This window comes from Bradyrhizobium iriomotense (assembly GCF_018130765.1).
Taxonomy (GTDB): Bacteria; Pseudomonadota; Alphaproteobacteria; order Rhizobiales; family Xanthobacteraceae; genus Bradyrhizobium; species Bradyrhizobium iriomotense_A.
On the sequence record NZ_JAFCJZ010000028.1, the window covers coordinates 17,340 to 43,972 of the forward strand.

The 26,633-nt window shown below is 65.5% G+C and carries 24 protein-coding genes; 15 read left to right on the plus strand and 9 right to left on the minus strand.

From position 1 onward, the window contains the following. Window positions 1–35: 35 nt before the first annotated feature. Window positions 36–851, minus strand: a complete 816-nt coding sequence (locus JQ635_RS33915) for a putative hydro-lyase (protein WP_211414121.1) — start codon at window positions 849–851, stop codon at window positions 36–38. Window positions 852–970: 119 nt separating this feature from the next. Between JQ635_RS33915 and JQ635_RS33920 the strand changes: the two genes are divergently transcribed. From JQ635_RS33920 to JQ635_RS33940, 5 genes are all read left to right on the plus strand, one after another. Then, window positions 971–1,888, plus strand: a complete 918-nt coding sequence (locus JQ635_RS33920) for a LysR family transcriptional regulator (RefSeq protein WP_211414122.1) — start codon at window positions 971–973, stop codon at window positions 1,886–1,888. A 148-nt stretch (window positions 1,889–2,036) separates the two neighbouring features. After that, entirely contained in the window at window positions 2,037–3,287 is a 1,251-nt protein-coding gene (locus JQ635_RS33925) for a Zn-dependent hydrolase (protein ID WP_211414123.1), read from the plus strand. Between the two features lie 12 nt (window positions 3,288–3,299). Next, complete coding sequence (locus JQ635_RS33930) at window positions 3,300–4,211, plus strand: NAD(P)-dependent oxidoreductase (RefSeq protein ID WP_211414124.1); 912 nt, start codon at window positions 3,300–3,302, stop codon at window positions 4,209–4,211. An 11-nt stretch (window positions 4,212–4,222) separates the two neighbouring features. Continuing rightward, window positions 4,223–5,296 carry a malate/lactate/ureidoglycolate dehydrogenase gene (locus JQ635_RS33935; RefSeq protein ID WP_211414125.1) on the plus strand — a complete coding sequence of 358 codons (1,074 nt, stop codon included), beginning with the start codon at window positions 4,223–4,225 and terminating at the stop codon, window positions 5,294–5,296. Between the two features lie 156 nt (window positions 5,297–5,452). Then, window positions 5,453–6,094: a suppressor of fused domain protein gene (locus JQ635_RS33940; RefSeq protein WP_211414126.1), complete on the plus strand. Its 642-nt coding sequence runs from the start codon at window positions 5,453–5,455 to the stop codon at window positions 6,092–6,094. Between the two features lie 184 nt (window positions 6,095–6,278). Here JQ635_RS33940 and JQ635_RS33945 read toward each other — a convergent pair whose 3' ends face one another. After that, a complete protein-coding gene (locus tag JQ635_RS33945) occupies window positions 6,279–7,352 on the minus strand; it encodes a tartrate dehydrogenase (RefSeq protein ID WP_211414127.1) in 1,074 nt (357 codons plus the stop codon). A 157-nt stretch (window positions 7,353–7,509) separates the two neighbouring features. Between JQ635_RS33945 and JQ635_RS33950 the strand changes: the two genes are divergently transcribed. Beyond that, a complete protein-coding gene (locus JQ635_RS33950) occupies window positions 7,510–8,286 on the plus strand; it encodes an SDR family oxidoreductase (RefSeq protein WP_211414128.1) in 777 nt (258 codons plus the stop codon). A gap of 147 nt (window positions 8,287–8,433) precedes the next feature. After that, complete coding sequence (locus JQ635_RS33955) at window positions 8,434–9,852, plus strand: amidase (RefSeq protein WP_211414129.1); 1,419 nt, start codon at window positions 8,434–8,436, stop codon at window positions 9,850–9,852. A gap of 27 nt (window positions 9,853–9,879) precedes the next feature. On the opposite strand, the gene JQ635_RS33960 is transcribed toward JQ635_RS33955, so the two are convergent. From JQ635_RS33960 to JQ635_RS33980, 5 genes are all read right to left on the minus strand, one after another. Beyond that, window positions 9,880–12,117 carry a xanthine dehydrogenase family protein molybdopterin-binding subunit gene (locus JQ635_RS33960; protein WP_211414130.1) on the minus strand — a complete coding sequence of 746 codons (2,238 nt, stop codon included), beginning with the start codon at window positions 12,115–12,117 and terminating at the stop codon, window positions 9,880–9,882. A 14-nt stretch (window positions 12,118–12,131) separates the two neighbouring features. Further along, complete coding sequence (locus JQ635_RS33965; RefSeq protein WP_211414131.1) at window positions 12,132–12,578, minus strand: (2Fe-2S)-binding protein; 447 nt, start codon at window positions 12,576–12,578, stop codon at window positions 12,132–12,134. Between the two features lie 228 nt (window positions 12,579–12,806). After that, a complete protein-coding gene (locus JQ635_RS33970; protein ID WP_211414132.1) occupies window positions 12,807–14,303 on the minus strand; it encodes an extracellular catalytic domain type 2 short-chain-length polyhydroxyalkanoate depolymerase in 1,497 nt (498 codons plus the stop codon). Between the two features lie 40 nt (window positions 14,304–14,343). Beyond that, entirely contained in the window at window positions 14,344–15,450 is a 1,107-nt protein-coding gene (locus tag JQ635_RS33975; RefSeq protein ID WP_211414133.1) for an amino acid ABC transporter permease, read from the minus strand. A gap of 2 nt (window positions 15,451–15,452) precedes the next feature. Further along, window positions 15,453–16,637: an amino acid ABC transporter permease gene (locus tag JQ635_RS33980; RefSeq protein WP_211414134.1), complete on the minus strand. Its 1,185-nt coding sequence runs from the start codon at window positions 16,635–16,637 to the stop codon at window positions 15,453–15,455. A gap of 87 nt (window positions 16,638–16,724) precedes the next feature. Between JQ635_RS33980 and JQ635_RS33985 the strand changes: the two genes are divergently transcribed. The 4 genes from JQ635_RS33985 (at window position 16,725) to JQ635_RS34000 (ending at window position 20,793) form a co-directional block, all read left to right on the plus strand. After that, entirely contained in the window at window positions 16,725–17,597 is an 873-nt protein-coding gene (locus tag JQ635_RS33985) for a MurR/RpiR family transcriptional regulator (RefSeq protein WP_211414135.1), read from the plus strand. Between the two features lie 3 nt (window positions 17,598–17,600). Further along, the gene (locus JQ635_RS33990; protein WP_211414136.1) at window positions 17,601–18,950 is read left to right on the plus strand and encodes an aspartate aminotransferase family protein; all 1,350 of its coding nucleotides are present in this window, start codon (window positions 17,601–17,603) and stop codon (window positions 18,948–18,950) included. A gap of 12 nt (window positions 18,951–18,962) precedes the next feature. Continuing rightward, on the plus strand, window positions 18,963–19,973 hold the full coding sequence (locus JQ635_RS33995; protein WP_211414137.1) for an amino acid ABC transporter substrate-binding protein: 1,011 nt from the start codon (window positions 18,963–18,965) through the stop codon (window positions 19,971–19,973). Between the two features lie 169 nt (window positions 19,974–20,142). Beyond that, entirely contained in the window at window positions 20,143–20,793 is a 651-nt protein-coding gene (locus JQ635_RS34000) for an aspartate/glutamate racemase family protein (protein ID WP_211414138.1), read from the plus strand. Here the strand turns inward: JQ635_RS34000 and JQ635_RS34005 are convergent. Beyond that, entirely contained in the window at window positions 20,790–21,437 is a 648-nt protein-coding gene (locus JQ635_RS34005; protein ID WP_211414203.1) for a TetR/AcrR family transcriptional regulator, read from the minus strand. The two genes, JQ635_RS34000 and JQ635_RS34005, sit on opposite strands and share 4 nt — an antisense overlap. A 156-nt stretch (window positions 21,438–21,593) precedes the next feature. Between JQ635_RS34005 and JQ635_RS34010 the strand changes: the two genes are divergently transcribed. From JQ635_RS34010 to JQ635_RS34025, 4 genes are all read left to right on the plus strand, one after another. Beyond that, window positions 21,594–21,803, plus strand: coding sequence for a ferredoxin (locus tag JQ635_RS34010; protein WP_018648108.1), 210 nt, complete (start codon window positions 21,594–21,596; stop codon window positions 21,801–21,803). A 66-nt stretch (window positions 21,804–21,869) separates the two neighbouring features. Continuing rightward, window positions 21,870–23,090 (plus strand): cytochrome P450, encoded by a 1,221-nt coding sequence (locus JQ635_RS34015; protein ID WP_211414139.1) that lies wholly within the window; start codon window positions 21,870–21,872, stop codon window positions 23,088–23,090. Window positions 23,091–23,241: 151 nt separating this feature from the next. After that, window positions 23,242–23,904, plus strand: a complete 663-nt coding sequence (locus JQ635_RS34020; protein WP_211414140.1) for a sulfite oxidase-like oxidoreductase — start codon at window positions 23,242–23,244, stop codon at window positions 23,902–23,904. Between the two features lie 25 nt (window positions 23,905–23,929). Beyond that, on the plus strand, window positions 23,930–25,153 hold the full coding sequence (locus JQ635_RS34025) for a bifunctional alpha/beta hydrolase/OsmC family protein (protein ID WP_211414141.1): 1,224 nt from the start codon (window positions 23,930–23,932) through the stop codon (window positions 25,151–25,153). A gap of 9 nt (window positions 25,154–25,162) precedes the next feature. Here the strand turns inward: JQ635_RS34025 and JQ635_RS34030 are convergent, their stop codons facing one another. Next, entirely contained in the window at window positions 25,163–26,593 is a 1,431-nt protein-coding gene (locus tag JQ635_RS34030) for a PLP-dependent aminotransferase family protein (RefSeq protein ID WP_211414204.1), read from the minus strand. Between the last annotated feature and the right edge of the window lie 40 nt (window positions 26,594–26,633).

The window sequence follows — 26,633 nt, forward strand, 5'->3', positions numbered from 1 at the left end:
AGCGTAAAGCCTGAAGAAGCAGCAAACGCTGCCCATTAAATCACGGCCATGGTCCTGTTCTTCAGATCCGTCACCAGCATCAGGCCGGGCGAATGCGTGATCGCGAAGGGTACCTTCGCCGCGTTGATCACCGATTGCGGCGTCACGCCGCAGGCCCAGAATACCGGAATCTCGTCATCGGCAACAGGTACGGGATCGCCGTAGTCGGGCTTGGCGATGTCCTTGATGCCGATCAGATGCGGATGGCCGAGGTGCACGGGCGCACCGTGCACTGCGGGATAGCGCGAGGTGATCTGTACCGCGCGGATCGCATCGGCGGGCTTGAACGGGCGCATCGACACAACCATAGGGCCTGCGAACGGGCCGGCCTCGCCGCAGGCGATATTGGTGCGGTACATCGGCACCCGCACATTGTGCTCGATGTGGCGGATCGGCATGCCCTCGTCGAGCAGCGCCTCCTCGAACGAGAACGAGCAGCCGAGCACGAAGGTCACGAGATCGTCGCGCCAGTAGCTCTTCACGTCGGTCGGCTCGGCGACGACTTCGCCGTCGCGCCAGACGCGGTAGCGGGGAACGTCGGTGCGGATGTCGAGATCGGCGCCCAGCGCCGGAATATGCGGGCTGCCCACATCGGAGATGCCGATGATCGGGCACGGCTTCGGATTGAGCTGGCAGAAGCGGTGGAAGGCGCTGGCGTATTCCGCCGGCAGGATCGCCAGATTGCCCTGGACGAAGCCGGGGGCGACCCCTGCAGTGGAACCCACCTCGCCGGCGCGATAGGCGAGCCGTGCCTTGCGGCTTGGAAGCGTGTCGGGCGTTTCAGTTTGCTGCGCTGCCACCAAAACAGTCATGTAATCGACCTGCCTATAAACTCGACAAAGACAGCCAACACCAAGCGTGCTATAAAGTCTAATCTTCGTTTCTAATCAATATCGATAAATCTGATTTATCGACTGGGAAAATCCTTCCAATGCTGGACTTCAGGTCGATCGAGACGTTCCTCTGGGTTGTGAAGCTCGGCAGCTTTCGCGGCGCTGCACAACGGCTCAATACCACCCAGCCGGCGATCTCCCAGCGCATCGCCCAGCTCGAGCGCGAGATGGGCGTGAAGCTTCTGAACCGCGATCATCGCGTCGCTTCGCCGACGCCGAGCGGACGGCAGATGATGGTCTATGCGGAGAAGCTGATCGGCCTGCGCGCGCAGATGATGGCGGAGATCGGCGACCGCTCGGCCATGCGCGGCGTGATGCGGCTCGGCGTCGCCGAGACCATCGTGCACACCTGGCTGCCGCGCCTCGTGAAGAGCGTGAACGAGCTCTATCCAAACCTGTCGCTGGAGATCGAGGTCGACATCACGCCGAACCTCACCGCGCGCTTGCTCGCGCAGGAGATCGAGCTCGCCTTCGTGGTGGGGCCGCTGTCGGCCTCCGGCGTGCACAACCGCGTGCTCGCCGACTACCCGATCGGATTCCTCGCAAGTCCCTCGCTCGGACTCGGCAAGGGCCCGGTCACGCCGGCGGAGCTCGCGCGGTTTCCGATCATCACCTTCCCGCGCAAGACCAAGCCCTATGAAGTTGTGCGCGAGGTGTTCGACCGGCCGGAGCTGCCACCGATCCGACTGCATGCGTCCGCTTCGCTGGCGACCGTCATCCACATGGCGGTCGAAGGACTCGGCATCGCCGTGATCCCCGATGCCATCGTCGAGAACGAACTGGCCGACGGGCGGCTGCAACTGCTCGACACCGATCTCGCGATCGCACCGTTGACGTTCACGGCAAGCTGGCTCGCCTCACCCGACGTCGTGGCGGTGGAGCGCGTCGCCGAGCTTGCATGTCAGATTGCGCAGAGCAGCCTCGCGGTTGACGCGCCCGCGCTGGCGCGTCATTGAAAAAGGCGCCGGATTTTCTATCGTCATTCCGGGGCGATGCGAGGGGACCGCGCAAAGCGCGGCCCCGGCAGCATCGAACCCGGAATCTCGAGATTCCGGGTTCGCCCTACGGGCGCCCCGGAATGACAGCGATCAATGGAAGAGACGCATGAGCCGAGCCGCCACCAATCTGCAAATCGATTCCGCCCGCCTGTGGGGCTCCATCCATGAGACCGCGCAGTTCGGCGGAACGGCCAAGGGCGGCGTGCGGCGGCTGACGCTGAGCGCCGAGGACAAGCAGGTGCGCGATTGGTTCCGCAAGGCCTGCGAGGACGCCGGCCTCGAGGTACATGTCGATGCGCTCGGATCACAGTTCGGATTGCGCAAGGGCCGTGACATGTCGAAGCTGCCTGTCGGCATCGGCTCACATCTCGACACCCAGCCGACCGGCGGCAAGTATGACGGCATTCTGGGAACGCTCGGCGCGCTGGAGGTGATCCGCACGCTGAACGACGCCGGCATCGAGACAGAGGCCCCGATCTGCGTCGTCAACTGGACCAACGAGGAAGGCTCGCGCTTCGCGCCGGCGATGATGGCCTCCGCCGCCTATGTCGGCGATTTCACCACGGACGACATTCTGTCGCGCAAGGATATCGAGGGCACGACCGTCGGCCAGGCGCTCGACAGCATTGGCTATCGCGGCGACAAGCCGGTCGGTTTCCAGAAGCTCGGCTGCTTCGTCGAGCTGCATATCGAGCAGGGCCCGATCCTGGAAGCCGAGGGCAAGACCATCGGTGTGGTCGATTCCGGCCAGGGCGTGCTCTGGTACGACGGCAAGATTTCCGGCTTCGAGAGCCATGCGGGTTCGACCCCGATGCCGCTGCGGCGCGATGCGCTGGCCACGCTCTCCGAGATCGTGCTGGCGATGGAGGCCATTGCGAAAAAGCATGGCCCGAACGCAGTCGGCACAATTGGCGAAGCCGTGATCGCAAACCCCTCGCGCAACGTCATTCCCGGCGAGATCGCCTTCACCATGGACTGCCGCAGTGCCGATGGCGCCATCATGGATGCGCTCGACCGCGATCTGCGCGCCGCCATTGCCGAGATCGCCGCGCGCCGCAAGGTCGAGGTCAAGATTGACCTCGTCTGGCGCAAGCCGCCGACGCATTTCGATCCGAAGCTGATCGCGGCGGTCGAGAACGCGGCAAAGACGCTCGGCTATTCCTCCCGCCGCATCACCTCCGGCGCAGGCCATGATGCCTGCAATCTCAACACCGTCATGCCGGCAGCGATGGTGTTCGTGCCCTGCAAGGACGGCATCAGCCACAACGAGTTGGAGGACGCCACGCAGCCCGACTGCGCCGCGGGCACCAACGTGCTGATGCACACCGTGCTGGCGATTGCCGGCGTCGCATCCTGACCGGAGAGAACCATGCGCGGAGTTTTCGTCGACGCCAACGAAGCCCTCGCCGTGATCATGGAGCGGCTGGAGAAGCCCGGCGATCCCAAGATGCGGATCCACCGGGACCCTGATATCAAGCCCGAGCAATATCCTGAGATCCTCGACGGCGCCGAGATCGCGATCGTCGACCACACTGCGCTGCCGACCGAGGTCGCGAAGAAGTGCACCGGCCTGAAGCACGTCGTGTTCCTCGGCACCGGCGCGCGCAGCTACATGAACCCGGAGGAGCTCGCCGAGCTCGGCATCTCCGTGCACCTAATCAAGGGCTATGGCGACACCGCCGTGGCGGAATCCGCGATCGCGCTGATGTGGGCCTCGGCGCGCGTCATCGCGATGATGGACCGCGAGATGCGCGTCGGCAGCTGGCTGCGCGAGGACGGCATGCAGCTCACCGGCAAGACGCTCGGCCTGATCGGCTTCGGCGGTATCGCCGCGGAGGTCGCGCGCATCGCCACGGGCAGCGGCATGAAGGTGATCGCCTGGAACCGCTCGCCGAAGAGCTATCCCGGCGTCGAGTTCACCGATCTCGATACGGTGCTGGCGAAGAGCGATGTCGTCTCGCTGCACCTGCTGCTCAATGACGAGACGCGCGGCATGATCACGCGCGAGAAGATTTTTGCGATGAAGCCCGGTGTCATCCTCATCAACACCGCCCGCGCCGCGGTCGTGGACGAGACCGCGATGATCGACGCGCTGAAGTCCGGCCATATCCGCCATGCCGGCCTCGACGTCTTCAACATCGAACCGCTGCCGGGCGACCATCCGCTGACGAAGCTGCCGAACGTGACGCTGTCGGCGCATTCGGCGTTCCGCACGCCGGAGGCCAGCGAGAACCTGATTGAAGCGGCGTGGGTTCACTGCCGCCGGATCGTGAAGGGATAAGAGCAACAACAATGGCTGACTATCGCACCATCAAGGCCGAAGCGCTCACCAACGTCGTTCGCGCCATCGTCAAGGCCGGCGGCTCCTCGGACCGCGAGGCCGAGCTCGTCTCCATCAACCTCGTCGAGGCCAACCTTCGAGGACACGACTCGCACGGCGTTGGCATGATCCCGCGCTATGTCCAGAGCGTCACCAACGGCGGCCTCGCCGTGAACTCGCACGTCAAGATCGTGCTCGACACGGGGCCGCTGCTCACCCTCGACGGCCTCACCGGCTACGGCCAGGTGATCGGCCATGAAGCGATGGAGCTGGCTGCCGAGCGGGCCAAGAGCAACGGCGTGTGTCTGGTCGGCCTCTCCAACTCGCACCATATCGGCCGCATCGGCCACTGGGCCGAGCAGTGCATCGACCACGGGCTGGTCTCGATCCACTTCGTCAACGTGATCTCGCGCCCGATCGTGGCGCCCTGGGGCGGCAGCGATGCCCGCCACGGCACCAACCCGTTCTGCGTCGGCATCCCGCGCAGGGGCAAGGACCCGATCGTGCTCGACTTCGCCACCAGCAGGATCGCGCAGGGCAAGACCCGCGTCGCCCACAACAAGGGCGTCGAGCTGGATCCCGGCACCATCATCGACAATGAAGGCAAGCCCACGGTCAACCCGCGCTACACCGTGATTCCGCCGTACGGCGCCATCCTGCCGTTCGGCGAGCACAAGGGTTCGGGGCTCGCGCTCGTGTGCGAAATCCTCGGCGGCGCGCTCTCCGGCGGGCAGGTGGTCAAGGGCCCGTCCGACGGCAAGTACAACGTCATCAACGGCATGCTCTCGATCATCATCGACCCGGGCAAGCTCGGCACCGGCGAAAACCTCGCGCGCGAAGTCGAGAGCTTCGTCGCCTGGCACACCGGCTCACCGCCCGGCCCTGGTGTCGACAAGGTGCTGATCGCCGGCGATCCCGAGCGCGAGACCAAGAAGAAGCGCCTCGCCGAAGGCATTCCGGTCGATCCGACTACCTGGCAGGAGATTCTGGAGGCCGGGAAGAAGTTCGGGCTGGATCAGGCGACGATCGAGAAAATCGCGGGCTGAAGCCATTGCCCAAATAGTTCCGGCCGAATGCACAATTGCGCAACGGGGGCTGGACTGCGGCGAAACATCGGCTCGCCTGCGGGACGGATTTGAACCGGCCCGCGTTGTCTCGCGACAACGCAGATGTCCCGGCACACATCCCCTCCCGAGGTTTACATGTTCTCCCGTCTTGCAAAGTTCATGTCCGGCACTGGTCAGGCGTCAGGCGCAGCCGACCTCTACCGGCAACGGCTCGCCATCTATGAGAGCGAGCTTGGCGAGCCCGAGCACAGCTTCACCGACAGCGCGGAGCGCCGCATCGATATTCACGCCTTTGGCCGCGATTTTGTGCCGGTGTGCGAAGAGGGATCTGACGAAGGCTACGTGCTTCTGACCAACGGCATGAGCGAGCAACGGATGCCGGGGGTGCTCGGGGACGCAAAGCCGCGTGCCGAGCTGATGTGGTATGTCCGCGAGCCGACAGAGGAGGTTTGCGCCAATCTGCGCTGGCTCGCCAATCTGCCGTTCATCGATACGACCTGGTTCGGCTTCGGCCATCGCGTCGCGCTGCCGTGGCCGCCGGTTGCAGGAACGGACTTCCAGACGTTCCTGTTTCTCACACCGATCATCGGCCCCGACAAGCAGATCGCCGAGGCGCTGGAGATCGCGGGCGATCCCGTGGAGATTTTGACCGTGAACCTGATCTCGCATCAGGAGCTCGGGCTCATCAAGTCCAGGGGGCTCGACCCGTTTCTCGACCTGCTCGACGAGAACGATTATCCGCCGATCTTCGATCCGGCGCGACGGTCTTACGTCTGAGGCGTACGCCTCTTCCTTCTCCCCTTGTGGGAGAAGGTGGCGCGAAGCGCCGGATGAGGGGTTTTCTCGGCGAGCAATTCTGCGAATGATAGATCTGTCTCCGCGGAGACAGACCCCTCACCCGTCTCGCCGCTGCGCGGCGAGCCACCCTCTCCCGCAAGGGGAGAGGGAAAGATCGACCGCCTCAGTCCACCATATTCGCGACAGCCTTGCCGCAAGCCGTGGTGTCCGCGTTGCCGCCGAGGTCCTTGGTGCGGAGCGTGCGTTCGGCGAGCGTGCGCTCGATCGCCTCGACGATCGACTTGCCCGCTTCCTTCTCGCCGAGATGCTCGAGCATCATCGCTCCGGACCAGATCGCACCGATCGGGTTGGCGATGCCCTGGCCTGCGATGTCGGGCGCCGAGCCGTGCACCGGCTCGAACACCGAGGGGAAATCGCCTTCGGGATTGATGTTGCCGGACGGCGCGATGCCGATCGTGCCCGTGCAGGCAGGGCCAAGATCGGAGAGGATGTCACCGAACAGGTTCGAGCCGACCACGACATCGAACCAGTCCGGATGCAGCACGAAGTTCGCCGTCAAGATGTCGATGTGGTACTTGTCCCACTTCACACCCGGAAACTTCTTGGCCATCGCCTCCACGCGCTCGTCCCAATAGGGCATGGTGATGGAGATGCCGTTGGACTTGGTCGCCGAGGTCAGGTGCTTCTTCGGCCGCGACTGCGCCAGCTCGAACGCAAATTTCAGGATGCGATCGACGCCGGTGCGGGTCATCACCGTCTGCTGGGTGACGAACTCGCGGTCGGTGTCCGGGAACATGCGGCCGCCGACCGAAGAGTATTCGCCTTCGGTGTTCTCGCGCACCACCCAGAAATCGATGTCGCCGGGCTTGCGGCCCGCCAGCGGCGACGGCACGCCGGGCATCAGCCGCACCGGACGCAGGTTCACATACTGGTCGAACTCGCGGCGGAACTTGATCAGCGAGCCCCACAGCGAGACGTGATCCGGAATCTTCGCCGGCCAGCCGACCGCGCCGAAATAGATCGCGTCGTGCTTGCCGATCTTCTCCTTCCAGTCATCGGGCATCATCTGGCCGTGCTTCTCGTAGTAGTCATAGGACGAGAAGTCGAAATGGTCGAAATGCACGGAGACGCCATGCTTCTTCGCGGCCGCCTCGAGGACGCGCAGGCCTTCCGGCATCACTTCCTTGCCGATGCCGTCGCCGGGAATGACCGCGATCCGGTATTGTTTCTTGCTCATCGAGAACGTCCTTGTTTGGTCCGGCAGCCGCCGTCTTTTTTGACCGCACTGCAATGGACCAAAGTCGGCGGCAGTGCAACGCTGCACTGCAATGTTGACCATGGTGCAGCCGGGCGCCTACTGATTTCATCCTGTTCCCATCCTGCGAGTACTCCCCATGGATCTGCATCTGCGCGGCAAGCGCGTCCTGATCACCGGCGCATCCAAGGGCATTGGCGCTGCCGCCGCCGAAGCGTTTGCCGAGGAAGGCGCGCATCTGCTGCTCGCCGCCCGTAGCGGCGACCAGCTCAAGGCGCTGGCGGATCGCCTACGCGCCGCACATCAGATCGACGCCGCAACGAGCATTGTCGACCTGCGCAAGGAAGAGGATGTGGCGCGCCTCGCGAAAGAAGCTGCCGACATCGACGTCCTCGTCAACAACGCCGGCGACATCCCCGGCGGCTCGATCGACAAGATCGATGAGGCGGCCTGGCGGCACGCCTGGGAATTGAAGGTGTTCGGCTATATCAACCTCACGCGGCATATCTACGCGCAGATGAAGGCCAGGGGCGGCGGCATCATCGTCAACGACATCGGCGCCGCCGGCGAGAAATTCGACGCCAACTACATCTGCGGCAGCGCGGGCAATGCCGCGCTGATGGCTTTCACCCGCGCGCTCGGTGGCAAGAGCCTCGCCGACAACATCCGCGTGGTCGGGATCAATCCCGGCCCCGTCGGCACCGACCGCCACGTCACCCTGCTCAAGACGCGCGCAAAGCACCAGTTCGGCGACGAGAGCCGCTACAAGGAATTCCAGAAAAGCCTGCCGCTCGGCCGCCCCGCGCATGCGCGCGAGATCGGCGATCTCATGGCGTTCCTGGCGTCGGATCGCGCCGGCTATACCTCGGGCGTGATCTACACGGTGGACGGCGGCATCAGCGCTGGCTGGGGTTAATTGCTTCAGATTTTTTTAAACACCGTCGTTCCGGGGCGATGCAAAGCATCGAACAATGGTGCGCAATTGCGCACCTGAGAATCTCGAGATTCCAGGTTCGCCCTTCGGGCCCCCCGGAATGACAATCAAGAGGTAGGAGTAAGATAGTTGTCTCAAGACCTGATCCGCGAAACCGCCTGCACCGTCGTCGACAAGCTGCGCTCCGGCGACGTCTCACCGCTCGAGCTGCTGGATGTGCTGGAGAAGCGCATCGGCGACGTCGACGGCAAGGTGAATGCGCTGCCGATACTGTGCTTCGATCGCGCACGGACCAATGCGAAGGCGATGATGCAGAAGCCGGCCGGTGCGCGCGGACTGCTCGCGGGCCTGCCGGTGCCGATCAAGGACCTGACCGACGTCGCGGGCGTGCTGAACACGCAGGGCTCGCCGATCTTCAAGGACAACATTCCCGCGAAGTCCGACCTCATGGTCGAGAACCTCGAGGCCAACGGCGCGGTGGTCTACGCCAAATCCAACACGCCGGAATTCGGCGCCGGCGCCAACACCTTCAACGAAGTGTTCGGCGCGACGCTCAATCCGTGGGATACGACGAAATCGGCAGCGGGCTCGTCCGGCGGCGCGGCCGTGGCGCTTGCGACCGGTATGGCCTGGCTCGCGCAGGGCTCCGACATGGGCGGATCTTTGCGCAGCCCAGCGGCTTTCTGCGGCGTCGTCGGCATGCGGCCGAGCATCGGCCGCGTCGCACATACCCCTAAATCGGGCATCGACCGCAATCTCGGCGTCGTCGGCCCGATGGCGCGCAACGTCGAGGATCTCGCGCTGCTGCTGGATGCCATGAGCGGCGACTATGGGGATGATCCGCTGTCGCTGCCGGCGCCCGCGACCTCGTTCCTGTCGGCGGCCCAGGCGGGCAAGAAGCCGAAACGCATCGCCTACTCGCCCGATCTCGGCATCACCCCGGTTGATCCCGAAGTGAAGGCGATCACACGCAAGGCCGCCGAACGTTTCGCGGAAGCCGGCGCCATCGTCGAGGAGGCGCATCCGGACTGGCGCGAGGCGCATGAATGCTTCCACGTGCTGCGCGCCTTCGATTTCGCGATCACCAAGGCCAATCTGTTGCGTACCAAGCGCGACCTGCTTAAGCCCGAGGTGATCTGGAATATCGAGGAAGGCCTCAAGCTGACCGTCGAGCAGCTCGCGCGCGCCGAGGCGCAGCGCGTCGGCATGACCGCCCGCGCGGTCGAGTTCTTCAAGAGCTACGACCTGCTTCTGGTGCCGACGACGATCGTGCCACCCTTCCCGATCGAGAACCGCTACGTCGCCGAATGCGACGGCAAGAGGTTCGAGAACTACATCGAATGGCTCGGCATCGTCTACGCCATCACGCTGGCCTGCTGCCCGTCGCTGTCGCTGCCGTGCGGGTTCACGGCATCGGGCCTGCCGGTCGGCGTGCAGGTCGTCGGCGCCCCGCGCGCCGATGCGCAGGTGATTGCCGGCGCGAAGGTGCTGGAAGACATTCTCGGCCTGCGCGAGACGACGCCGATCGACCCGAAGGTGAAGAGGTGACGCGAGCGGCGCGGTAAGCCCCGCGCCTCAGGTCGCCCCGAACTTCATCTTCGACAGCGGCAGGCTGCGCACACGCTGACCGGTCAATGCGGCAACCGCATTGGCCACGGCCGGCGGCACGCCGGGCAGCCCCGGCTCACCGATGCCGCCCATCGGCGCGCCACTTTCGACGATGCGGACGTGGACACGCGGCATGCGGTCCGGCGGCAGGATCGGATAGCCGTCGAAATTGCGCGCTTGCGGCACGCCCTTGGCGTAGACGACCTCCTCCAGCAGCGCCGAGGACAGGCCGAGCGCAACGGCCGAATTGACCTGCGCCTCGATGATGCCGGGATTGACGATGCGGCCCGGGTCGATCGCCACCCAGACGTCGTGCACGGTGACCGCGCCTCCCCTAAGCGACACTTCCGCGATCGTCGCGACCTCACTGCCGAACGGTGAAGCCATCGCGACGCCGCGTGCACGCTTGCTGCCGTCGGGCGCGGTGAAGGGACCGCGCTTCCAGCCTCCGGAGAGATCGCCGACCGCCTGCAGCAGCGTCTTGTGGCGCGGCTTGTCCGCGAGCAGGCGCAGCCGCAGATCGTACGGATCCTGCTGGCCTGCGTCGGCAACCTCGTCGAAGAACGTCTCGTAGAAGAAGTCGTTCATGGAGTGGCCGACCGAACGCCAGAAGCCGATGATCGCGGGGTCGTCGACGAGGACATGCGCAACACGGCGATTGGGGATAGCATAGGGTTTTCCGGAGATGCCCTCGACCGCCGAACCATCGGCGGCATCCGGCTTGCGACCGAACCAGCGATCACGTGGTCCTTCGCCAACCGCCTCGGCATCCAGCGCCACCGGCAATCCCTTCGCGTCGAGGCCGGCGCGGAAACGCACAAAACCCATCGGCCGCAGCGCATCGCGCAAAAACTCTTCCTCGCGGCTCCAGATCAACTTGACCGGCCGCCCGACCGCCTTCGACAGCAGGATCGCCTGCGGGAACGGATTGGCGGTCTCGTAGATGAAGTGGCGGCCGAAGAAGCCGCCCAGCATCGGCGAATGAATTTTGACTTTCTCCGGCGGAATACCGGCAGCCTTGGCGGCAAGCACCTGGAACATTTCAGGAGCCTGGTTGGGCACCCAGAGATCCAGCGAGCCATCCTCGTTCCAGCGCGCCAGTGCCGAAGGCGGCTCGAGCTGACCGTGCGCGAGATAGGGCGCGTCATAGGTCGCGGTGACGACCTTCGCAGCGCCTTTCAGCGTGGCGGCGGCATCACCAACCGTCTCCGCGGCAATGCCCGGCCCCGGTGCGGCCGAAAGCTGCGCCCTGCGGCCTTCCGACGAAAAGTCCGACGGCATCGCGCGGCGCGTCCCCGGCGCCGCATCGGTCCACGTCACCTGCAGCGCTTCCACCGCGCGGCGCGCGTGCCACCAGCGGTCGGCGACAACAGCGACGGCGCCAGGCAGGCGATGGATCGAATGCACGCCGGGCATCGCCTTCACCTCCGCCTCATTGGCGAAGGAGCCCGGCTCCAGATCGAGGCGCGGCGCGTGTTGAACGGCGGCGCGCAGCATGCCGTCGACCTGCATGTCGATGGCATAAGCAGCCTTGCCGGTGGACTTGTCGCGCGCATCGAGACGCGCCATCGGCTTGCCGATCCAGCGGAAATCCTTGTCCGCACGCAGTGTGACATTCTCGGGCACCGGCAAGGCAGCGGCGTCCGCGGCGAGCGCACCATAATCGAGCGTGCGGCCCGATGCGGCGTGGCGCACGCGGCCGGGCTCGGTCGTGAGACTGGCCACAGGCACCTTCAGGCGGGAGGCCGCGGCCTGGAGCAGCATCTGCCGCGCCGATGCGCCGACGCGGCGCATGGTCTCGTAGCTCGATCGCACCGAGAAGCTGCCGCCGGTGAAGCGGCGGCCGCCAACGACCTGATAATCGGCGCCGGGCGGCGCGCATTCCACCGTGAAGCGTGCCGGGTCCATGTCCAGCTCTTCGCCGACGATCTGCGCCATCGCGGTGGCGACGCCCTGCCCGCCCTCGACGAAGGGGCTACGCAACAACACGGTGCTGTCTGTGCGGATTTCGAGGAAGGCGGAGACGCGCGGTGCCGACTTTGCCGCCGCCGCTGCATTCTGCGCCTTTGCGCCAGCGCCGGGCAATGCGACGCCGAGCACCAGCGCACCGAGCGAAGCACCAAGGAAGCCGCGGCGCGACAGGTTGACGGGCTTCTCTTCCGGCAGCTCGCCGACCGGAGCGAATTCATGGCTCATGCTGTTCATGATCGTGCGCTCCATCAGCCCTGGGCAACCTGGCGCACCGCCGCAGCGATGGCGTTATAGGTGCCGCAGCGGCAGAGATTGACCATGGCCGCCGCGATGTCCTGCTCGCTGGGCTTCGGGTTCTGCTTCAGCAGCGCGGTCGCGGCCATGACCTGACCGGACTGGCAATAGCCGCATTGCGGCACCTGGTTCGCCACCCAGGCTTCCACGACGCGGCGGCCGACGGCGTCGTCCGTGACGGCCTCGATGGTGGTGATGGCCTGGCCGGCGACACTGCCGACCGGCGTGATGCAGGATCGCGTTGCCTGGCCGTCGATCAGCACGGTGCAGGCGCCGCATTGGGCGATGCCGCAGCCATATTTGGTGCCAGTCATCCCGAGCTCGTCGCGGATCACCCATAGCAGAGGCGTATCGTCCTCCGTCTGAACCTGATGAGTCTTGCCGTTGATGATGACGTCCATGGAAAGCCGCTCCTCGGATTGCCGCCCCGCGACCCGCCGGCCGCGCAGGGAATGCCAGACACACCGTCTGACAAGAGGCGAGCCTTACCGCGAGCGGTTCCCCTGGATAACCGGCTCAATTTCGCATGGAGTTATGAGCCGTATTGATAAATCGCGGGCGAGCGCGGCACGACCTCCCGTCGCACCCTGCCGGTCATCGCGCGGCACGCGGGACGGTTACTCGGTTCGCTATTTGGCGATCGGGCAGGAGCCGGGGGTATCGCAGCGAGGAGGCGTCGATCGCGTGGTGCCGGTCGCATCGTCGGAGCTGGGGCCCGCCGCTCCGTTCAGAATGACCGAGACACGCCAGCGATATGTTGTTTGCGGCGTCAGGCCGGAATCCCCAAAGCTCGCTCCTGTCACGTCGCCGATCGCCTGGAACGCGCCATCTGGCCCCGCACGCGAAACCCGGTAGGTTGTTACGCCATCCACTGGAGACCAGGCCAGGTCAGCGCCGCGATCCGACGTATCGATCACCGTGAGCGACTGCGGTGCCGATAGCGATGGCGCGGTCGCGCCGGCGGGCGCTGCGGCCCCGGCCGCGAGCGCATCCAGCATGGCCTTGATCGCCTTGATTTGCGATCCGGACTTCGTCACGTAGCTATCCTGATGATCGACGTAGCTCCACCAATCCCAACAGGCCTGCGGATTGCTCGGCCAGTATGAGCTGGTCTTGGTCTGCGGATAGAGAATGATCAGGTGGTTCGTATCCGCCCACGCATTGTAGCCGGCCTCATCCACGAATTTGCGTCCGATATCGGCGACGTCCTGCTTGCATCCGTGGAGCGCGACGTGAACGCGACACGGACTGCCCTGCTCGCAATCCTGAGGTACGAACACATAGCCGGTATCGCCCATGCTCAGCGCGTCGGGCAGATGCGGCGTGGTATAGATCGATTGATCAAAGCTCTTCACCGAGCCTGCGCGCTGCGCGGGACTGGGCGGATTCAGGCGGCCGTAAATATGCTGCAGGATGACGCCGGCCTGGTCATAGCCGCATTGGTCGATATAGGGCTCCGTGTTGGCCTTGCAGTCGTTGAGCCCGGCTGCGCCCTGTTTCGTCACGACGAACGAGTGGCCCGCGCCGAGCGTGGCCTGATAGAACAAGTTGCCGCGATTGGCATCCCCCAGATAATGGCGATAGAAATCGGCGGCCGCATCGGTCGCGGCCTTGTCGACGACCGCGTCATTGTAGCCGTGAAAGAGATAGATCTTCTGCCTGCCGACATTGCTGAGCGGGTCGATCTCGCCCGCTGCCGCCTTCGCGTCGGCCTTGGCCGTAAAATCCTTCGGATCCAGATCCGACGCCGGCCCTTTCATGCATGCACCCGTGGCCCGCCAGATCGGCCCCCAGTACCAGGTGACAGCATCGAGCGCGTCCGCCTTCGCACACCAGTAAGGGCCGCCTGCGACCACGCCGACGCCCTTGATCACCGACGACCACGCCGTGCCGAACTGAACGGCCATGAACGCGCCCGACGAAATTCCCGAAATCGAACTCTCACCGATCGGCGCGCGGTAGCCCCGTAACCCCTCCGCGGCACGCGACGACACGCCGAGCGTGGTTGTGAAGATCAGGACGCAGATCAGGGCGGCGGTGAATTGCCGCAAAACGGCCACGCGCATGACAGCCTCGCCAAATCGACCGCAGGAGCAACCTCTGGTAATACAGCTCCAGATCGGCAATCGGTGCAAGCGCAAACAAGCGGCACCAAACGAGGCACCGTCACTTCGGCGTTGTCGTCTCCAGGCTGCGGCTGTAGCGCGACATTGCGAAGCAAAAGACGAAATAGATCGCGGCAACGAAGATGTAGACCTCGACCGAGAACTGCTGCCAGGCCGGATCGATGATCGCGGTCTTGGCCGTGGTGAGCAGGTCGAAGATGCCGATGATCAGGACGAGACTGGTGTCCTTGAAGAAGGCGATGAAGGTGTTGACCAGCGGCGGGATGACGTGGCGGATCGCCTGCGGCAGCACGATCAGCCGATGCTTGCGCCAGTAGGACAGCCCCAGCGCGTCGGCGGCTTCATATTGCCCGCGCGGCACGGCCTGGAGACCGCCGCGGATCACTTCGGCGAGGTAGGCGCCGGCGAACAGGATGATCGCGATCTGCGCGCGCAGCAGCTTGTCGATGTTGAAGCCGGCGGGCATGAACAGCGGAAACATCACGCTTGCCATGAACAGCAGGCTCACCAGCGGCACGCCGCGGATCAGCTCGACGTAGAGCACGCTGAGCGAGCGGATCGCCGGCAGCTTCGAGCGCCGGCCGAGCGCCACGAGGATGCCGAGCGGGAAACCGAACGCCAATCCAAACGTCGCCAGGATCAGCGTCACCGGCAGTCCACCCCAGCGGTCCTGCGAGACGAAGGACAGGCCGAACACGCCGCCCCACATCAAGACGCTGATCAGCGCCAGTGCACCGATCCAGAGATAGACGAGTTCGCGCCGCCAGAGCGCGCGACGGGTCGAGAGATAATACAGCGCGATGAACAGCAGCACTGCCAGCGCCGGCCGCCACTGCTCGTCGAACGGATAGGTGCCGAACAGGATGAAGCGGTACTTTTCGGGGATGATCGCCCAGCAGGCGCCGAGACCGCGCACCGCACGGCAGGCGCTGGAATCGTTCGCCGGCGTCAGCCAGACAGCATTGGCGATGCCCCATTGCACGAAGCTGAAGATGCCCTTGGCGAGCAGCGCCAGCAGCACGACCGTGAGAATCCCATTCGGGATCGAGGAGAACAGATTGGTGCGCAGCCAGCGCAGCACCGGATTGCCGATCTGCGGTCGGCGGGCGGCGCGGGGTGCATCGGGGATGTCGGTGATCGCGGTCATGCTCAGCGCTCCACCAGCGCGATGCGCGCATTGTACCAGTTCATGAAGAAGCTGATGGAAAGGCTGATGGTCAGGAACACCGCCATGATCAGCGCGATGGCCTCGATCGCCTGCCCGGTCTGGTTCAGCGTGGTGTTGGCAACCGAGACCACGTCCTGGTAGCCGATCGCGACCGCGAGCGAGGAGTTCTTGGTCAGGTTGAGATACTGGCTCGTCATCGGCGGCACGATGACGCGGAGCGCCTGCGGCAGGATGATCTGCCGCAGCATGAAGCTCCGGCGCAGGCCGAGCGCATTGGCGGCGTCCCACTGGCCGCGCGGCACCGACTGGATGCCGCTGCGCACGATCTCGGCGATGAAGGCCGAGGTGTAGGTCACGAGCGCGATCAGCAGTGCGAAATATTCCGGCGCGAGCGTCAGCCCGCCGACGAAATTGAAGCCGCGCAGCTCTGGCCATTCGATCGTCCAGGAGACACCGAGCACCAGCGAGACGGCCGCCGGCACCGCGACGACGAGGCCGAGCGCGAACGGCCAGGCCGGCCGCGGCCTGCCGTCGCGCATCTGTTGGGCGATCAGCCATCGCCGGATGACATAGAACACGGCCAGACCCAGCACCGCCGTGCCGAGCACCCAGAGCTGTGGCGGCCCGAACGGGATCGCCGGCAGGATCAGGCCGCGATTGGAGAGGAATACGCCCTCGACCGGCCGCCACGCCGCGCGCGCGGCCGGCAGCGCCTGCATCAGCACGTACCAGAACAGCAGCTGGAGCAGCAGTGGGATGTCGCGGAGCGTTTCAACATAGACGGCGGCAAGCCGCGACAACAGCCAGTTGGCCGACAGCCTGGAGATGCCGACCAGCGTGCCGAGGATGGTCGCGAGCACGATGCCGATCACCGCGACCCGCAACGTGTTGGCGATGCCGACGACGAAGGCCCAGAGGTAGGTGTCCCTCGGATTGTAGGCGAGCAGGCTGTCGGCAATAGGCATCCCGGCCTCACGGCCGAGGAAGGCGAAGCCAGTGGTGATGCGGCGGGCCGACAGATTGGTGACGGTGTTGGACCAGAGGAAGGCGACAACACCGACGGCGATCCCGACCACCAGGACCTGCCAGAACAGGCCCTTCAATTCGTTGCGCCCGAGCGCAAGGAAGCGGCGGCGCGGCGGCGGTCTGGGATGATCGGCGGTCACAGCACAAAAATCCTTCTCAAATGCAACGATTTCCGGCGGCGCACGTCAACTGTTGCACCAAACTCCATTTCATGCAACAAATGTTTCATGGCCGAGCCCGCGAAATCCTCGCCCCTGAGCGAACTGCGCATCGCATTGCCATCGCTCCCCCTGCGCCTGCAGGAGGTCGGCCGCTTCGTCGCCGCCAATGATTACGACGCCACCACCCGTTCGATGCGCGACCTCGCGGCGGAGGCCGGCGCCGACCCCGCTGCTTTCACCCGGCTCGCCAAGGCGATTGGCTATTCCGGCTGGGACGAGCTGCGCGCGGCGCTGACCGAAGCCAGGCGTCCCTCACAGACCTCGCCCTTCTCCGGCAGGGCGAAGAGCCGGCGTCATGGTCCCAACGCCGACGTCGCGCTCGTCATCGACAAGCTCGAAGCCGAGGCCGCCGGCCTTCCGCGCATTCCGGCACATCCCATTGCGGAAGCGGCGCGCGCGCTGCACGACGCCAAGCGGATCTGGATCGCAGGCTATCGCAGCTGCCGCAGCGTGGCAGAGCTATTGAACTACGAGCTGCGACTCTTCCGCCCCGAGCAGGTGCAACTCGTCGGCGCATCTGGTCCTGACGATCTCGATCTCGGCGCGTTCCGTCCCGGCGAAGCCGTCATCGTCGTCGGCTTCCTGCCTTACACGCATGCGAGCGTCCGCGTCGCGCAGGCCGCTCATCGCAGCGGCGCAACGCTGATCGCGATCGCGGACAGCCTCTCGGCGCCGATGGCCGAGGGCGCCGACCACGTGCTGCTGTTCGAAGCGGCGTCATCGCCCGGCTTTTTCCCAAGTCTCACCGGCGCGATTGCGATCGCGCAGTCGCTCGCGGCGGTCACGTTCTCGCTCGGCGGCGTCGCTGCGAAGAAGCGCCTGGAAAATACCGAGGCACGACTCACTGCTGCCTCCACCTACGTCTCGGAGAAAGGTTGATCCATGAGCACCCGCACCAGCCGCGTGCTGCACCGTTCGTTGCGTGAGACACCGCCCAAGGCGATCGGCGGCGAAGGCGTCTATCTGTTTGCCGAGGACGGACGCCGCATCATCGACGCCTCCGGCGGAGCGGCGGTCTCCTGCCTCGGCCACCAGCATCCGCGCGTGATCGCGGCGATGACCAAACAGGCCGCGACGCTGGCCTATGCCCACACCGCCTTCTTCTCCTCTGAGCCAGCCGAGGCGCTGGCCGAGAGGCTGGTCGGGCACGAGCCGGGGGGCCTCGCCTACGCCTATTTCGTCAGCGGCGGATCGGAGGCGATCGAGGCCAGCATCAAGCTGGCGCGGCAATATTTCATCGAGCGCGGCGAGCCGCAGCGGCAGCATTTCATCGCGCGGCGGCAGAGCTATCACGGCAACACGCTCGGCGCGCTCGCCGCCGGCGGCAACGCGTGGCGCCGCGCGCCCTATGCGCCGCTGCTCTCCGCCGCCTTCAGCCATGTGACGCCGGCCTTTGCCTACCACGAGAAGCGCGAGGGCGAGTCCGATGCGCAGTTCGTGGCCCGGCTCGCGGCCGAGCTCGAAGCCGAATTCCAGCGACTGCGGCCCGATACCGTGGCGGCGTTCCTCGCCGAGCCCGTCGTCGGCGCCACCGCCGGCGCCGTGACGGCACCGGACGGTTACTTCAAGGCGATGCGCGAGATCTGCGACCGGCATGGCGCGCTGCTGATCCTCGACGAGGTCATGTGCGGCATGGGCCGCACCGGCACGACCCACGCCTGGGAGCAGGAAGGCATTGCCCCTGACATCCAGGCGATCGCAAAGGGGCTCGGCGGCGGCTACCAGCCGATCGGCGCGATGCTCGCGAGCGGCAGGATCATCGACACCATCCGCGCAGGCTCGGGCGCATTCCAGCACGGCCATACTTACCTCGCGCATCCCCTCGCCTGTGCGGCGGCGCTCGCGGTGCAGGACGTGATCCGCGAGGACGGCCTGCTCGACCAGGTCAAGGAACGCGGCCGGCAGCTCGAGCAGCGCCTGACCGAGCGCTTCGGCAATCACCGCCATGTCGGCGACATCAGGGGCCGCGGGCTGTTCTGGGCGATCGAGCTGGTCGCCGATCGCGCGAGCCGCGCCTCGTTCGATCCCGCGCTCAAGCTGCACCAGAAGATCAAGGCCGAAGCCTTCGCGAACGGGCTCGGTTGCTATCCCGGTGGCGGCACCGTGGACGGCGTGCGCGGCGACCACGTGCTGCTGGCGCCGCCCTATATCGCGTCGGCTGACGAGATCGACCTGATCGTCGACAAGCTCGGCACAGCCGTCGACAACGTGTTGCGTAGTGTCAATCACTGAGGGGAGAGTAGTATGAGGAAAGTAGTTATCGCAGCGGGCGTGCTCGCGGCATCGACAATTGTCGCGTCGGCGGCGACGCTCGACACGGTGAAGAGCCGCGGCACGCTGGTGTGCGGCGTCAGCGCCGGCTTTGCCGGTTTCTCGGCACCGGACTCGCAAGGCAACTACAAGGGCCTCGACGTCGACTATTGCCGCGCACTCGCGGCCGGCGTGCTCGGCGATCCCAACAAGGTGCGTTACGTCTCGCTGACGGCGCAGAACCGCTTCACCGCCCTGCAATCGGGCGAGATCGATGTGCTCTACCGCAACTCGACGCAGACTTACCTGCGCGGCGTGACGCTCGGCCTGCGCCAGGGCCCGATCAACTTCTACGACGGTCAGGGTTTTGTGGTGAAGAAAGATCTCGGCGTGAAGGAGCTGAAGCACCTCAAGGGCGCCACCGTCTGCGTCGCGCAAGGCACCACCCACGAGGTCACGCTCGGAGATTACGGCCGCGCCAACGGCATCGACTGGAAGCCGCTGGTGTTCGACCGCGTCGACACCATGTACCAGACCTTCTTCGGCGGCCGCTGCGATGCCATGACCCAGGACGCTTCCGCGCTGGCGGGCGCCGTCACGACCGCGGCACCGAATCCGGCCGACTACGTCGTGCTGCCGCAGACCATCAGCAAGGAGCCGCTCGGGCCCTTCACCCGCAACGGCGACGAGGTCTGGAGCGACATCATCACCTGGCTGCACTACGGCCTGATCGAAGCCGAGGAGCTCGGCGTCACGCAGGCCAATGTCGACGAGATGACGAAGTCGCAGACGCCCGCGATCCAGCGCCTGCTGGGCGCTTCCAGCGATCTCGGCTCGCGGCTCGGGCTCGACAACAAATGGCTGGTGACCGTGATCAAGGCCACCGGCAATTACGGCGAGATCTACGAGCGCAACGTCGGCAAGGCGAGCCCGCTCAAGCTCGATCGCGGCCTCAACGGCCTCTGGAGCAAGGGCGGCTTGATGTACGCCGTGCCGTTCAAGTAAACCTCTCCCGTGTCCCGGACGCGCTGCAGCATGCAATGCTGCTGCGCAGAGCCGGGACCCAGGAAACCACGGCTTCTGACGCCCTAAAAGAATGGGCCCCGGCTCAGCAGCGCATCACTTCGTGCTGCGCTGCGTCCGGGGCACGAGACCTACCAGGTAGTCACGTTCAATGACAACACCTCCTCGCATCGCCCTCATCCACGCCCTCAAGCATTCCATCGCCCCGATCGAAGCGGCATTCGTGCAGGCGTGGCCGCAGGCGCGGCTGATGAACCTGCTCGACGACAGCCTGTCGGCGGATCTGGCGCGCGATGGTGAGCTCACCGACGCCATGACCGAGCGCTTCCTCGCGCTCGGCGACTACGCTGTGGGAACAGGGGCGAACGCGATCCTCTTCACTTGCTCGGCCTTCGGCCCCTGTATCGAGGCGGTGGCGCGCGCGCATGCGCCGATGCCGGTGCTGAAGCCGAACGAGGCCATGATCGAGCGCGCGGTGACGATGGGCAAGCGGATCGGCCTGCTCTCGACCTTCCCGCCAACGCTGATCTCGATGCCGCCGGAATTCCCCGCCTCGGTCCAGGTCGTGCCGAAACTCGCCGAAGGCGCGCTGGCCGCGCTCGACCGCGGCGACCGCGCCACGCATGACCGGCTGATCGCGGAAGCCTCGCGCGACTTGCGCGATTGCGACGTCATCGCGCTGGCGCAATTCAGCATCGCGGCAACGGCGCCGCTGGTCGCGGAAGCCACCGGCCGTCCAGTCGTCACCACGCCAGATAGTGCAGTCGACAAGCTGATGAAGCTGCTGAAAGTGAAGGCCTAGGCGCCAGCCTTTTTCCGACGCCGCGCGTCCTTGATCGCGGTCGTCAGCGCGGCCTTCGTCTCATTGACAAAATCCTCGACCAGCTCCTCACGCGTGGTATGCGCCGCCTCGCCGGTGAAAAGCCCCTGCTCGGCCAGCATCACCACGCCATGCAGCGCTGCCCAGATCTTGAGAGCCTGCCGCTCGCGTAAAAAGCCAACGGCAGGCACTTCCAGGGCCTCGATGACAAGCGCAAACGTCTCGCGCGTGGCCTCATGCAGCTCGCTGCCCTTGGCGGCGCAAGACACGGTGCGGGACGCAAACATCAGGCGATAGATGCCGTTGCGGCGCAATCCGAAGTCCAGCATCGCCTGCGCCAGCAACGACAGCTTCGACTGCTTTGACGGTTTCGCCATCGCCGCCCGAAAGGTTGCGCTGAGCTGCCGGAACGCCTCCGCCGTCACCGCCGTTAGCAGCGCATCACGGTCGGCGAAATGCCGATACGGCGCCGGCTGCGAGACGCCGAGCTGTTTCGCCAGCGCCTTGATGCTAATCGCTTCCGCCCCGCCCTGCTCCGCCTCGCGCAACGCGGCCTTGATCAGGGCGTCACGGAGATCGCCATGGTGGTAGGTCTTCTCGGGCTTGCGAGCGAGTTGTGAACGCATGTTACGGCGAAGCCTATAAGTTTGCGCTTGACAGGGGAAGCCTGCCGCGAATGTAATAGCATATAACTTAAAGCGAGCGGCAAATGCCGCCGATAGAATTGACATGAGGAACGCGGGCCGCCTTTCGCGCGCACGCAAACGACCAGGGAAGCCGCCATGGCAGAGCGACTGAAGGTGCACGTCGATCCCGACAAATGCCAGGGCCACGCCCGCTGCAAAGCGCTGGCGCCCGAGCTGTTCGAGCTCGACGAATACGGCAACGCGCATGAAGCCGGCGATGGCACTGTCCCGCCGGGGCTCGAGGACAAGGCGTGGCTTGCCAAATCCAACTGCCCGGAAATCGCAATCGATGTGATCGAGGAGTAGCGCGGGCGTCCTGTGTGCCCGCGTGCGCGTGATTCCAGCGACCACCAGCCCGAGGATTCCCCCGACATGTCCGACGTCAGCCAGCCCGTCGCCCATCCGCCCGTCACCGACTGGGTCAACGATTTCGACCACACCGATCCGCAATGGACGGACGATCCGTTTCCGATCTGGGATGAGCTGCGCGCCGCAAGCCCGGTCGTGCACACAGAGCGTTTCCTCGGCTGCTACATGCCGACGACCTACGAGGCCGTGCGCGAGATTGCCAACGACACCGAGCATTTCTCCTCGCGACGCATCATCGTCCGCGACGTGCGGCCGGAGATTGCCAGGAACGCGGCCCCTCCGATCACCTCGGACCCGCCCGTGCACAAGCCGGCCAAGCAGCTGCTGCTGCCACCGTTCACGCCGGATGCGATGAAAAAGCTGGAACCGCGGATGCGCGCGATCTGCAACGAGCTGATCGACGGCTTCATCGCCGACGGCAAGGTCGACGCGGCTGCGCGCTACAGCAAATACATCCCGGTCCAGGCCATCGCGCACATGCTCGGCATCCCCGAGAGCGACAGCGATCTCTTCATCAACTGGATCCACATGATCCTGGAGCTCGGCATCAAGGACGAAAATATGCTGCTCCAGGCTGTGCACGAGATGAGCGACTATTTCAGGACACATATCGAGGAGCGCAGATCGAGGCCGACCGACGACCTGATCTCCTATCTGATGAACGCCAAGGACAAGGAGGGCAACCCGCTCGAGGATTCCCATGTGCTGGGCTCGCTGCGCCTGCTCCTGATCGCCGGCATCGACACCACCTGGAGCGCGATCGGCTCTTCGCTCTGGCATCTCGCGAGGACGCCCGCCGACCGCGAGCGGCTGATCGCCGAACCCGGCCTGATCCCGACCGCCGTCGAGGAGCTGCTGCGCGCCTATTCGCCGGTGACCATGGCCCGCGAGGTGGTCAAGGAAACCACGATCTCGGGCTGCCCGGTCAAGTCGGGCAACATGGTGCTGCTGTCCTTCCCGGCCGCCAACCGCGATCCAAAGATGTTTCCCGACGCTGACAAAGTCGTGATCGACCGCCGGGAGAACCGCCACGCCGCCTTCGGCCTCGGCATCCATCGCTGCGTCGGTTCCAACCTTGCGCGCATGGAGATGCAGGTTGCGCTGGAGGAATGGCTGAAGCGAATCCCGGATTTCCGCCTTGATCCGGCAGGCATCGTGACCTGGTCGCAGGGCACGGTGAGAGGCCCGCGGCAGTTGCCATTTCTGTTGGGAAAGGCGATGTAGGCCTTCCCCGGACAAAGGAAGTGGAATGGCCGGCGATGACAGACCAAGCAATCAAGCCGGCCTTCGAGCATTTTGACGTCGCCGACGCCGAGCGTCGGATCAAGGCGATCTTCATCGGCTCCGTCGGCAATCTCGTCGCCACGAGCAGCCCATGACCGACGACAGCGAGCCGCCCGACAGCAAGCTGACGCGCACCAAGGAGAAATGGGCGCGCGAAGGCCGCTTCCTCACCGGCAAGGTCACGCGGCCGGAAGATCAGCGCCTGCCGCCCGGTCAGCACCTGACCAAGGACTGGCCGGTGCTCGATCTCGGGGTCATGCCGCCGGTGTCACGCGAGCGCTGGCGGCTCGACGTCTACGGCGCGGTCGAAAATCCGGTGTTCTGGACTTATCCTGAGTTCGCCGCGCAGAATCAGGTCCAGTTCACTTCCGACATCCATTGCGTGACGACCTGGTCGCGCTACGACAATCTTTGGGAAGGCCTCGCCACGCGCGAGCTGCTCGCCGTCTGCCGGCCGCGCGAGGATGCACGCTTCGTCGTGCTGCATTCCTATGACGGCTACACCACCAACCTCGCGCTGGAGGACTTTGCCGCCGAGGATGCCCTGCTCGCCCATAGCTGGTCCAGCCAGCCGCTGACGGAGGAACATGGCGGCCCGGTGCGGCTGGTGGTGCCGCATCTGTATTTCTGGAAGAGCGCGAAATGGCTCCAGGCGATCGAATTCCTGACCGAGGACGCGCCGGGCTTCTGGGAAGTCCGCGGCTATCATAACCGCGGCGATCCCTGGGCCGAGCAGCGTTATTCGGGCGACTAGACTCCAAACAGAACGGGGGAATCCCATGCCCACGGAACGCTTTCAGTTCACCGGCGAAGGCGGCCATCAGCTCGCGGCGGCGCTGGAGCTGCCGGACGGCGAGCCCGCCGCCTACGCGCTGTTCGCGCACTGCTTCACCTGCGGCAAGGACACGCTGGCGGCCAAGCGCATCTCGGTCGCCCTCGCGGCCAGGGGCATCGCGGTGCTGCGTTTCGACTTCACCGGACTGGGCTCCAGCGAAGGTGATTTCGCCAATTCGACCTTTTCCTCCAACGTCGCCGATCTCGTGCACGCGGCCGATCATCTGCGCAGCGTCCGCAAGGCACCGTCGCTCCTGATCGGCCACAGTCTCGGCGGCGCCGCGATCCTTGCGGCAGCCGCTCAGATTCCCGAGGCGAGAGCGGTGGCCACCATCGCGGCGCCCTCCGACCCCGCCCACGTCACCGGCCTATTCAAGGAGCATATCGACAACATCCGCACGCAGGGCGAGGTCGAAGTCTCGCTCGCGGGACGCCCGTTCCGGATCAAGCGCGAATTCCTCGACGACATCGTCGAGCACGAGCTGATGAAGGATGTCACCGGCCTGCACAAGGCGCTGCTGGTGATGCATTCGCCCGTTGACGACACCGTCGGCATCGACAACGCAACCAAGATTTTCGTTGCGGCAAAGCATCCCAAGAGCTTCGTCTCGCTTGACCATGCCGATCATCTGCTGACCAAGCCGGCCGATGCGCTCTACGCGGCCGACGTGATCACCGCCTGGGCCAGCCGCTACATCGATACGGCAAAGCCCGCAAAAGCGATGGATCTTCCCGAGGAGCCGCGGAAGGTCGTGGTGCAGGAGACCCGCAAGAGCAAGTTCAACCAGATCATCACCGTCGGCCCGCATCATCTGGTGGCGGACGAGCCGGTTGCGGCCGGCGGCGAGGATGCCGGTCCCGGCCCCTATGATTTCCTGCTCGCAGGCCTCGGAGCCTGCACCTCCATGACGATGCGCCTCTACGCCGATCGCAAGTCGCTGCCGCTCGACCGCGTCACGGTCACGCTGAAACATTCGAAGATCTACGCCAAGGATTGCGCAGAGTGCGAGACGCGCGAGGGCATGCTCGACCAGATCGAGCGCGACATCACAATGGACGGCGCACTCGATGCCGAGCAGCGCAAGAAGCTGATGGAGATCGCCGACAAGTGCCCGGTGCACCGCACGCTGACCTCGGAGATCCGCATCGTGACGAAGGCGGTGGAGTGAATCGGCGCGCTAGAAGCACGATGCCATCGTCCGCACGGCCGCGCTGATCTCACCCTCGCGCCACGCCGCAAAGCCTAGCAGCAGGCCGTGATCGCGCGGCTTGCCGAGCGCCAGGCTGGACAAGGCTCGCGTCACAACGCCCGCCTCACCTAGCCGCTTGACCGCTGCCTGATCGGCGCGGCCGCGCTTGAGACGCGCGACGAGCTGGATGCCGCCTGAGGGCACCTCGGCGGTGAGCACCTCGCCGAGATGGCGCTCCAGCCCATCGACGAGATGATCGCGGCGCGCGTGATAGAGCCGGCGCATCCGGCGCAGATGCGCGAGGAAATGCCCGTCGCCGATGAACTCGGCGAGCGCCTCCTGGATGTGGCTGGACGCAATCAGCCCGATGTGCCGCTGCGCGATCTCCAGCGTGCTGACCAGCGCCGGCGGCACGACGAGATAGCCGAGCCGGATATCCGATGTCATCGCCTTCGAGAAGGTGCCGACATAGAACACGCGGCCGTGTGCATCGAGGCCCTGCAACGCCGGCACCGGCCGGCTGTCGTAGTGGAATTCTCCATCGTAGTCGTCTTCCACGATCCAGGTCTTGCCGGGCATGCTTGCCCTGAGAAACTCGGTGCGGCGGGCCAGTGACATCAGCCGCCCGGTCGGATGCTGGTGCGATGGCGTCATGAAGATCAGCGTTGGCACCGCCATGCCCGCCATTCGCTGCATGCCCTGCTCGTCCAGCCGGATGCCGGTCACGCGCGCGCCAGAGGCTCGGAAGGCAGCGGCGGCGCCGGGATAGCCGGGATCCTCGACCCAGACCTCGTCGCCAGGCGTGATGACTGCAACCGCGATCAACGTCAGCGCGGCCTGCGCGCTCGGCAGGATCAGGATCTGCTCCGCCGTGGCGCGAACGCCTCTGCTGGTCGCGAGGTAATGCGCCAGCGCCTCGCGCAAGCGCGGCCGGTTGACCGGCCCGAGTTCGCGCCTGGCTGCCCCTACGGCGCTGCGGCGCAGGCAGCGCCCCCAGGTTTCGTTCGGAAACTCTCTTGCGTCGCCATGCCCCGGGCGCAAGGGTTTTAGCGGCGCCAGATAGGACATCGGCCAGTCCGTCTGCTTCAGCTTCGACGCCCAGGGCGAGAGCCTCGGCTTACCGGAGCGCGGACGCGATGTAGCTGCCCCTGCTGCATCGATCCGCTCAGCGCCGTCGACGGTCACGACCGGGCGCCGCCCGTGCGACGCTGCCAAATATCCTTCCGCGGCGAGCTGCTCGAACGCGTAAGTGACGGTGTTGCGGGACACGCCGAGATCGCTCGCGAGCCGGCGGCTCGACGGCAGCGCACGGCCCCTGCCGAGGCGACCGCTCGCAATCAGGCTTCGGAGCTGACCCGTCAGCTGCGCAGCCAAGCCCTCCTCGTCGGCGCGTTTCAGGTCGATCAGGCCCGCGATCATGCCTTCGGTAACTGGCACCTTGTTCTTCTCCAATCTGGCA

Excerpts from the sequence above, each read along its gene's own strand:
- JQ635_RS33915 (WP_211414121.1), bottom strand. The coding sequence starts at position 851 with ATGACTGTTTTGGTGGCAGCGCAGCAAACTGAAACGCCCGACACGCTT.
- JQ635_RS34025 (WP_211414141.1), top strand. The coding sequence starts at position 23,930 with ATGCCCACGGAACGCTTTCAGTTCACCGGCGAAGGCGGCCATCAGCTC.
- JQ635_RS34010 (WP_018648108.1), top strand. The coding sequence starts at position 21,594 with ATGGCAGAGCGACTGAAGGTGCACGTCGATCCCGACAAATGCCAGGGC.
- JQ635_RS33925 (WP_211414123.1), top strand. The coding sequence starts at position 2,037 with ATGAGCCGAGCCGCCACCAATCTGCAAATCGATTCCGCCCGCCTGTGG.
- JQ635_RS33975 (WP_211414133.1), bottom strand. The coding sequence starts at position 15,450 with ATGACCGCGATCACCGACATCCCCGATGCACCCCGCGCCGCCCGCCGA.
- JQ635_RS33995 (WP_211414137.1), top strand. The coding sequence starts at position 18,963 with ATGAGGAAAGTAGTTATCGCAGCGGGCGTGCTCGCGGCATCGACAATT.
- JQ635_RS34005 (WP_211414203.1), bottom strand. The coding sequence starts at position 21,437 with ATGCGTTCACAACTCGCTCGCAAGCCCGAGAAGACCTACCACCATGGC.
- JQ635_RS33920 (WP_211414122.1), top strand. The coding sequence starts at position 971 with ATGCTGGACTTCAGGTCGATCGAGACGTTCCTCTGGGTTGTGAAGCTC.
- JQ635_RS34000 (WP_211414138.1), top strand. The coding sequence starts at position 20,143 with ATGACAACACCTCCTCGCATCGCCCTCATCCACGCCCTCAAGCATTCC.
- JQ635_RS33990 (WP_211414136.1), top strand. The coding sequence starts at position 17,601 with ATGAGCACCCGCACCAGCCGCGTGCTGCACCGTTCGTTGCGTGAGACA.
- JQ635_RS33930 (WP_211414124.1), top strand. The coding sequence starts at position 3,300 with ATGCGCGGAGTTTTCGTCGACGCCAACGAAGCCCTCGCCGTGATCATG.
- JQ635_RS33935 (WP_211414125.1), top strand. The coding sequence starts at position 4,223 with ATGGCTGACTATCGCACCATCAAGGCCGAAGCGCTCACCAACGTCGTT.
- JQ635_RS34030 (WP_211414204.1), bottom strand. The coding sequence starts at position 26,593 with ATGATCGCGGGCCTGATCGACCTGAAACGCGCCGACGAGGAGGGCTTG.
- JQ635_RS33965 (WP_211414131.1), bottom strand. The coding sequence starts at position 12,578 with ATGGACGTCATCATCAACGGCAAGACTCATCAGGTTCAGACGGAGGAC.
- JQ635_RS33945 (WP_211414127.1), bottom strand. The coding sequence starts at position 7,352 with ATGAGCAAGAAACAATACCGGATCGCGGTCATTCCCGGCGACGGCATC.
- JQ635_RS33985 (WP_211414135.1), top strand. The coding sequence starts at position 16,725 with ATGGCCGAGCCCGCGAAATCCTCGCCCCTGAGCGAACTGCGCATCGCA.
- JQ635_RS33950 (WP_211414128.1), top strand. The coding sequence starts at position 7,510 with ATGGATCTGCATCTGCGCGGCAAGCGCGTCCTGATCACCGGCGCATCC.
- JQ635_RS33940 (WP_211414126.1), top strand. The coding sequence starts at position 5,453 with ATGTTCTCCCGTCTTGCAAAGTTCATGTCCGGCACTGGTCAGGCGTCA.
- JQ635_RS34015 (WP_211414139.1), top strand. The coding sequence starts at position 21,870 with ATGTCCGACGTCAGCCAGCCCGTCGCCCATCCGCCCGTCACCGACTGG.
- JQ635_RS33960 (WP_211414130.1), bottom strand. The coding sequence starts at position 12,117 with ATGAACAGCATGAGCCATGAATTCGCTCCGGTCGGCGAGCTGCCGGAA.
- JQ635_RS34020 (WP_211414140.1), top strand. The coding sequence starts at position 23,242 with ATGACCGACGACAGCGAGCCGCCCGACAGCAAGCTGACGCGCACCAAG.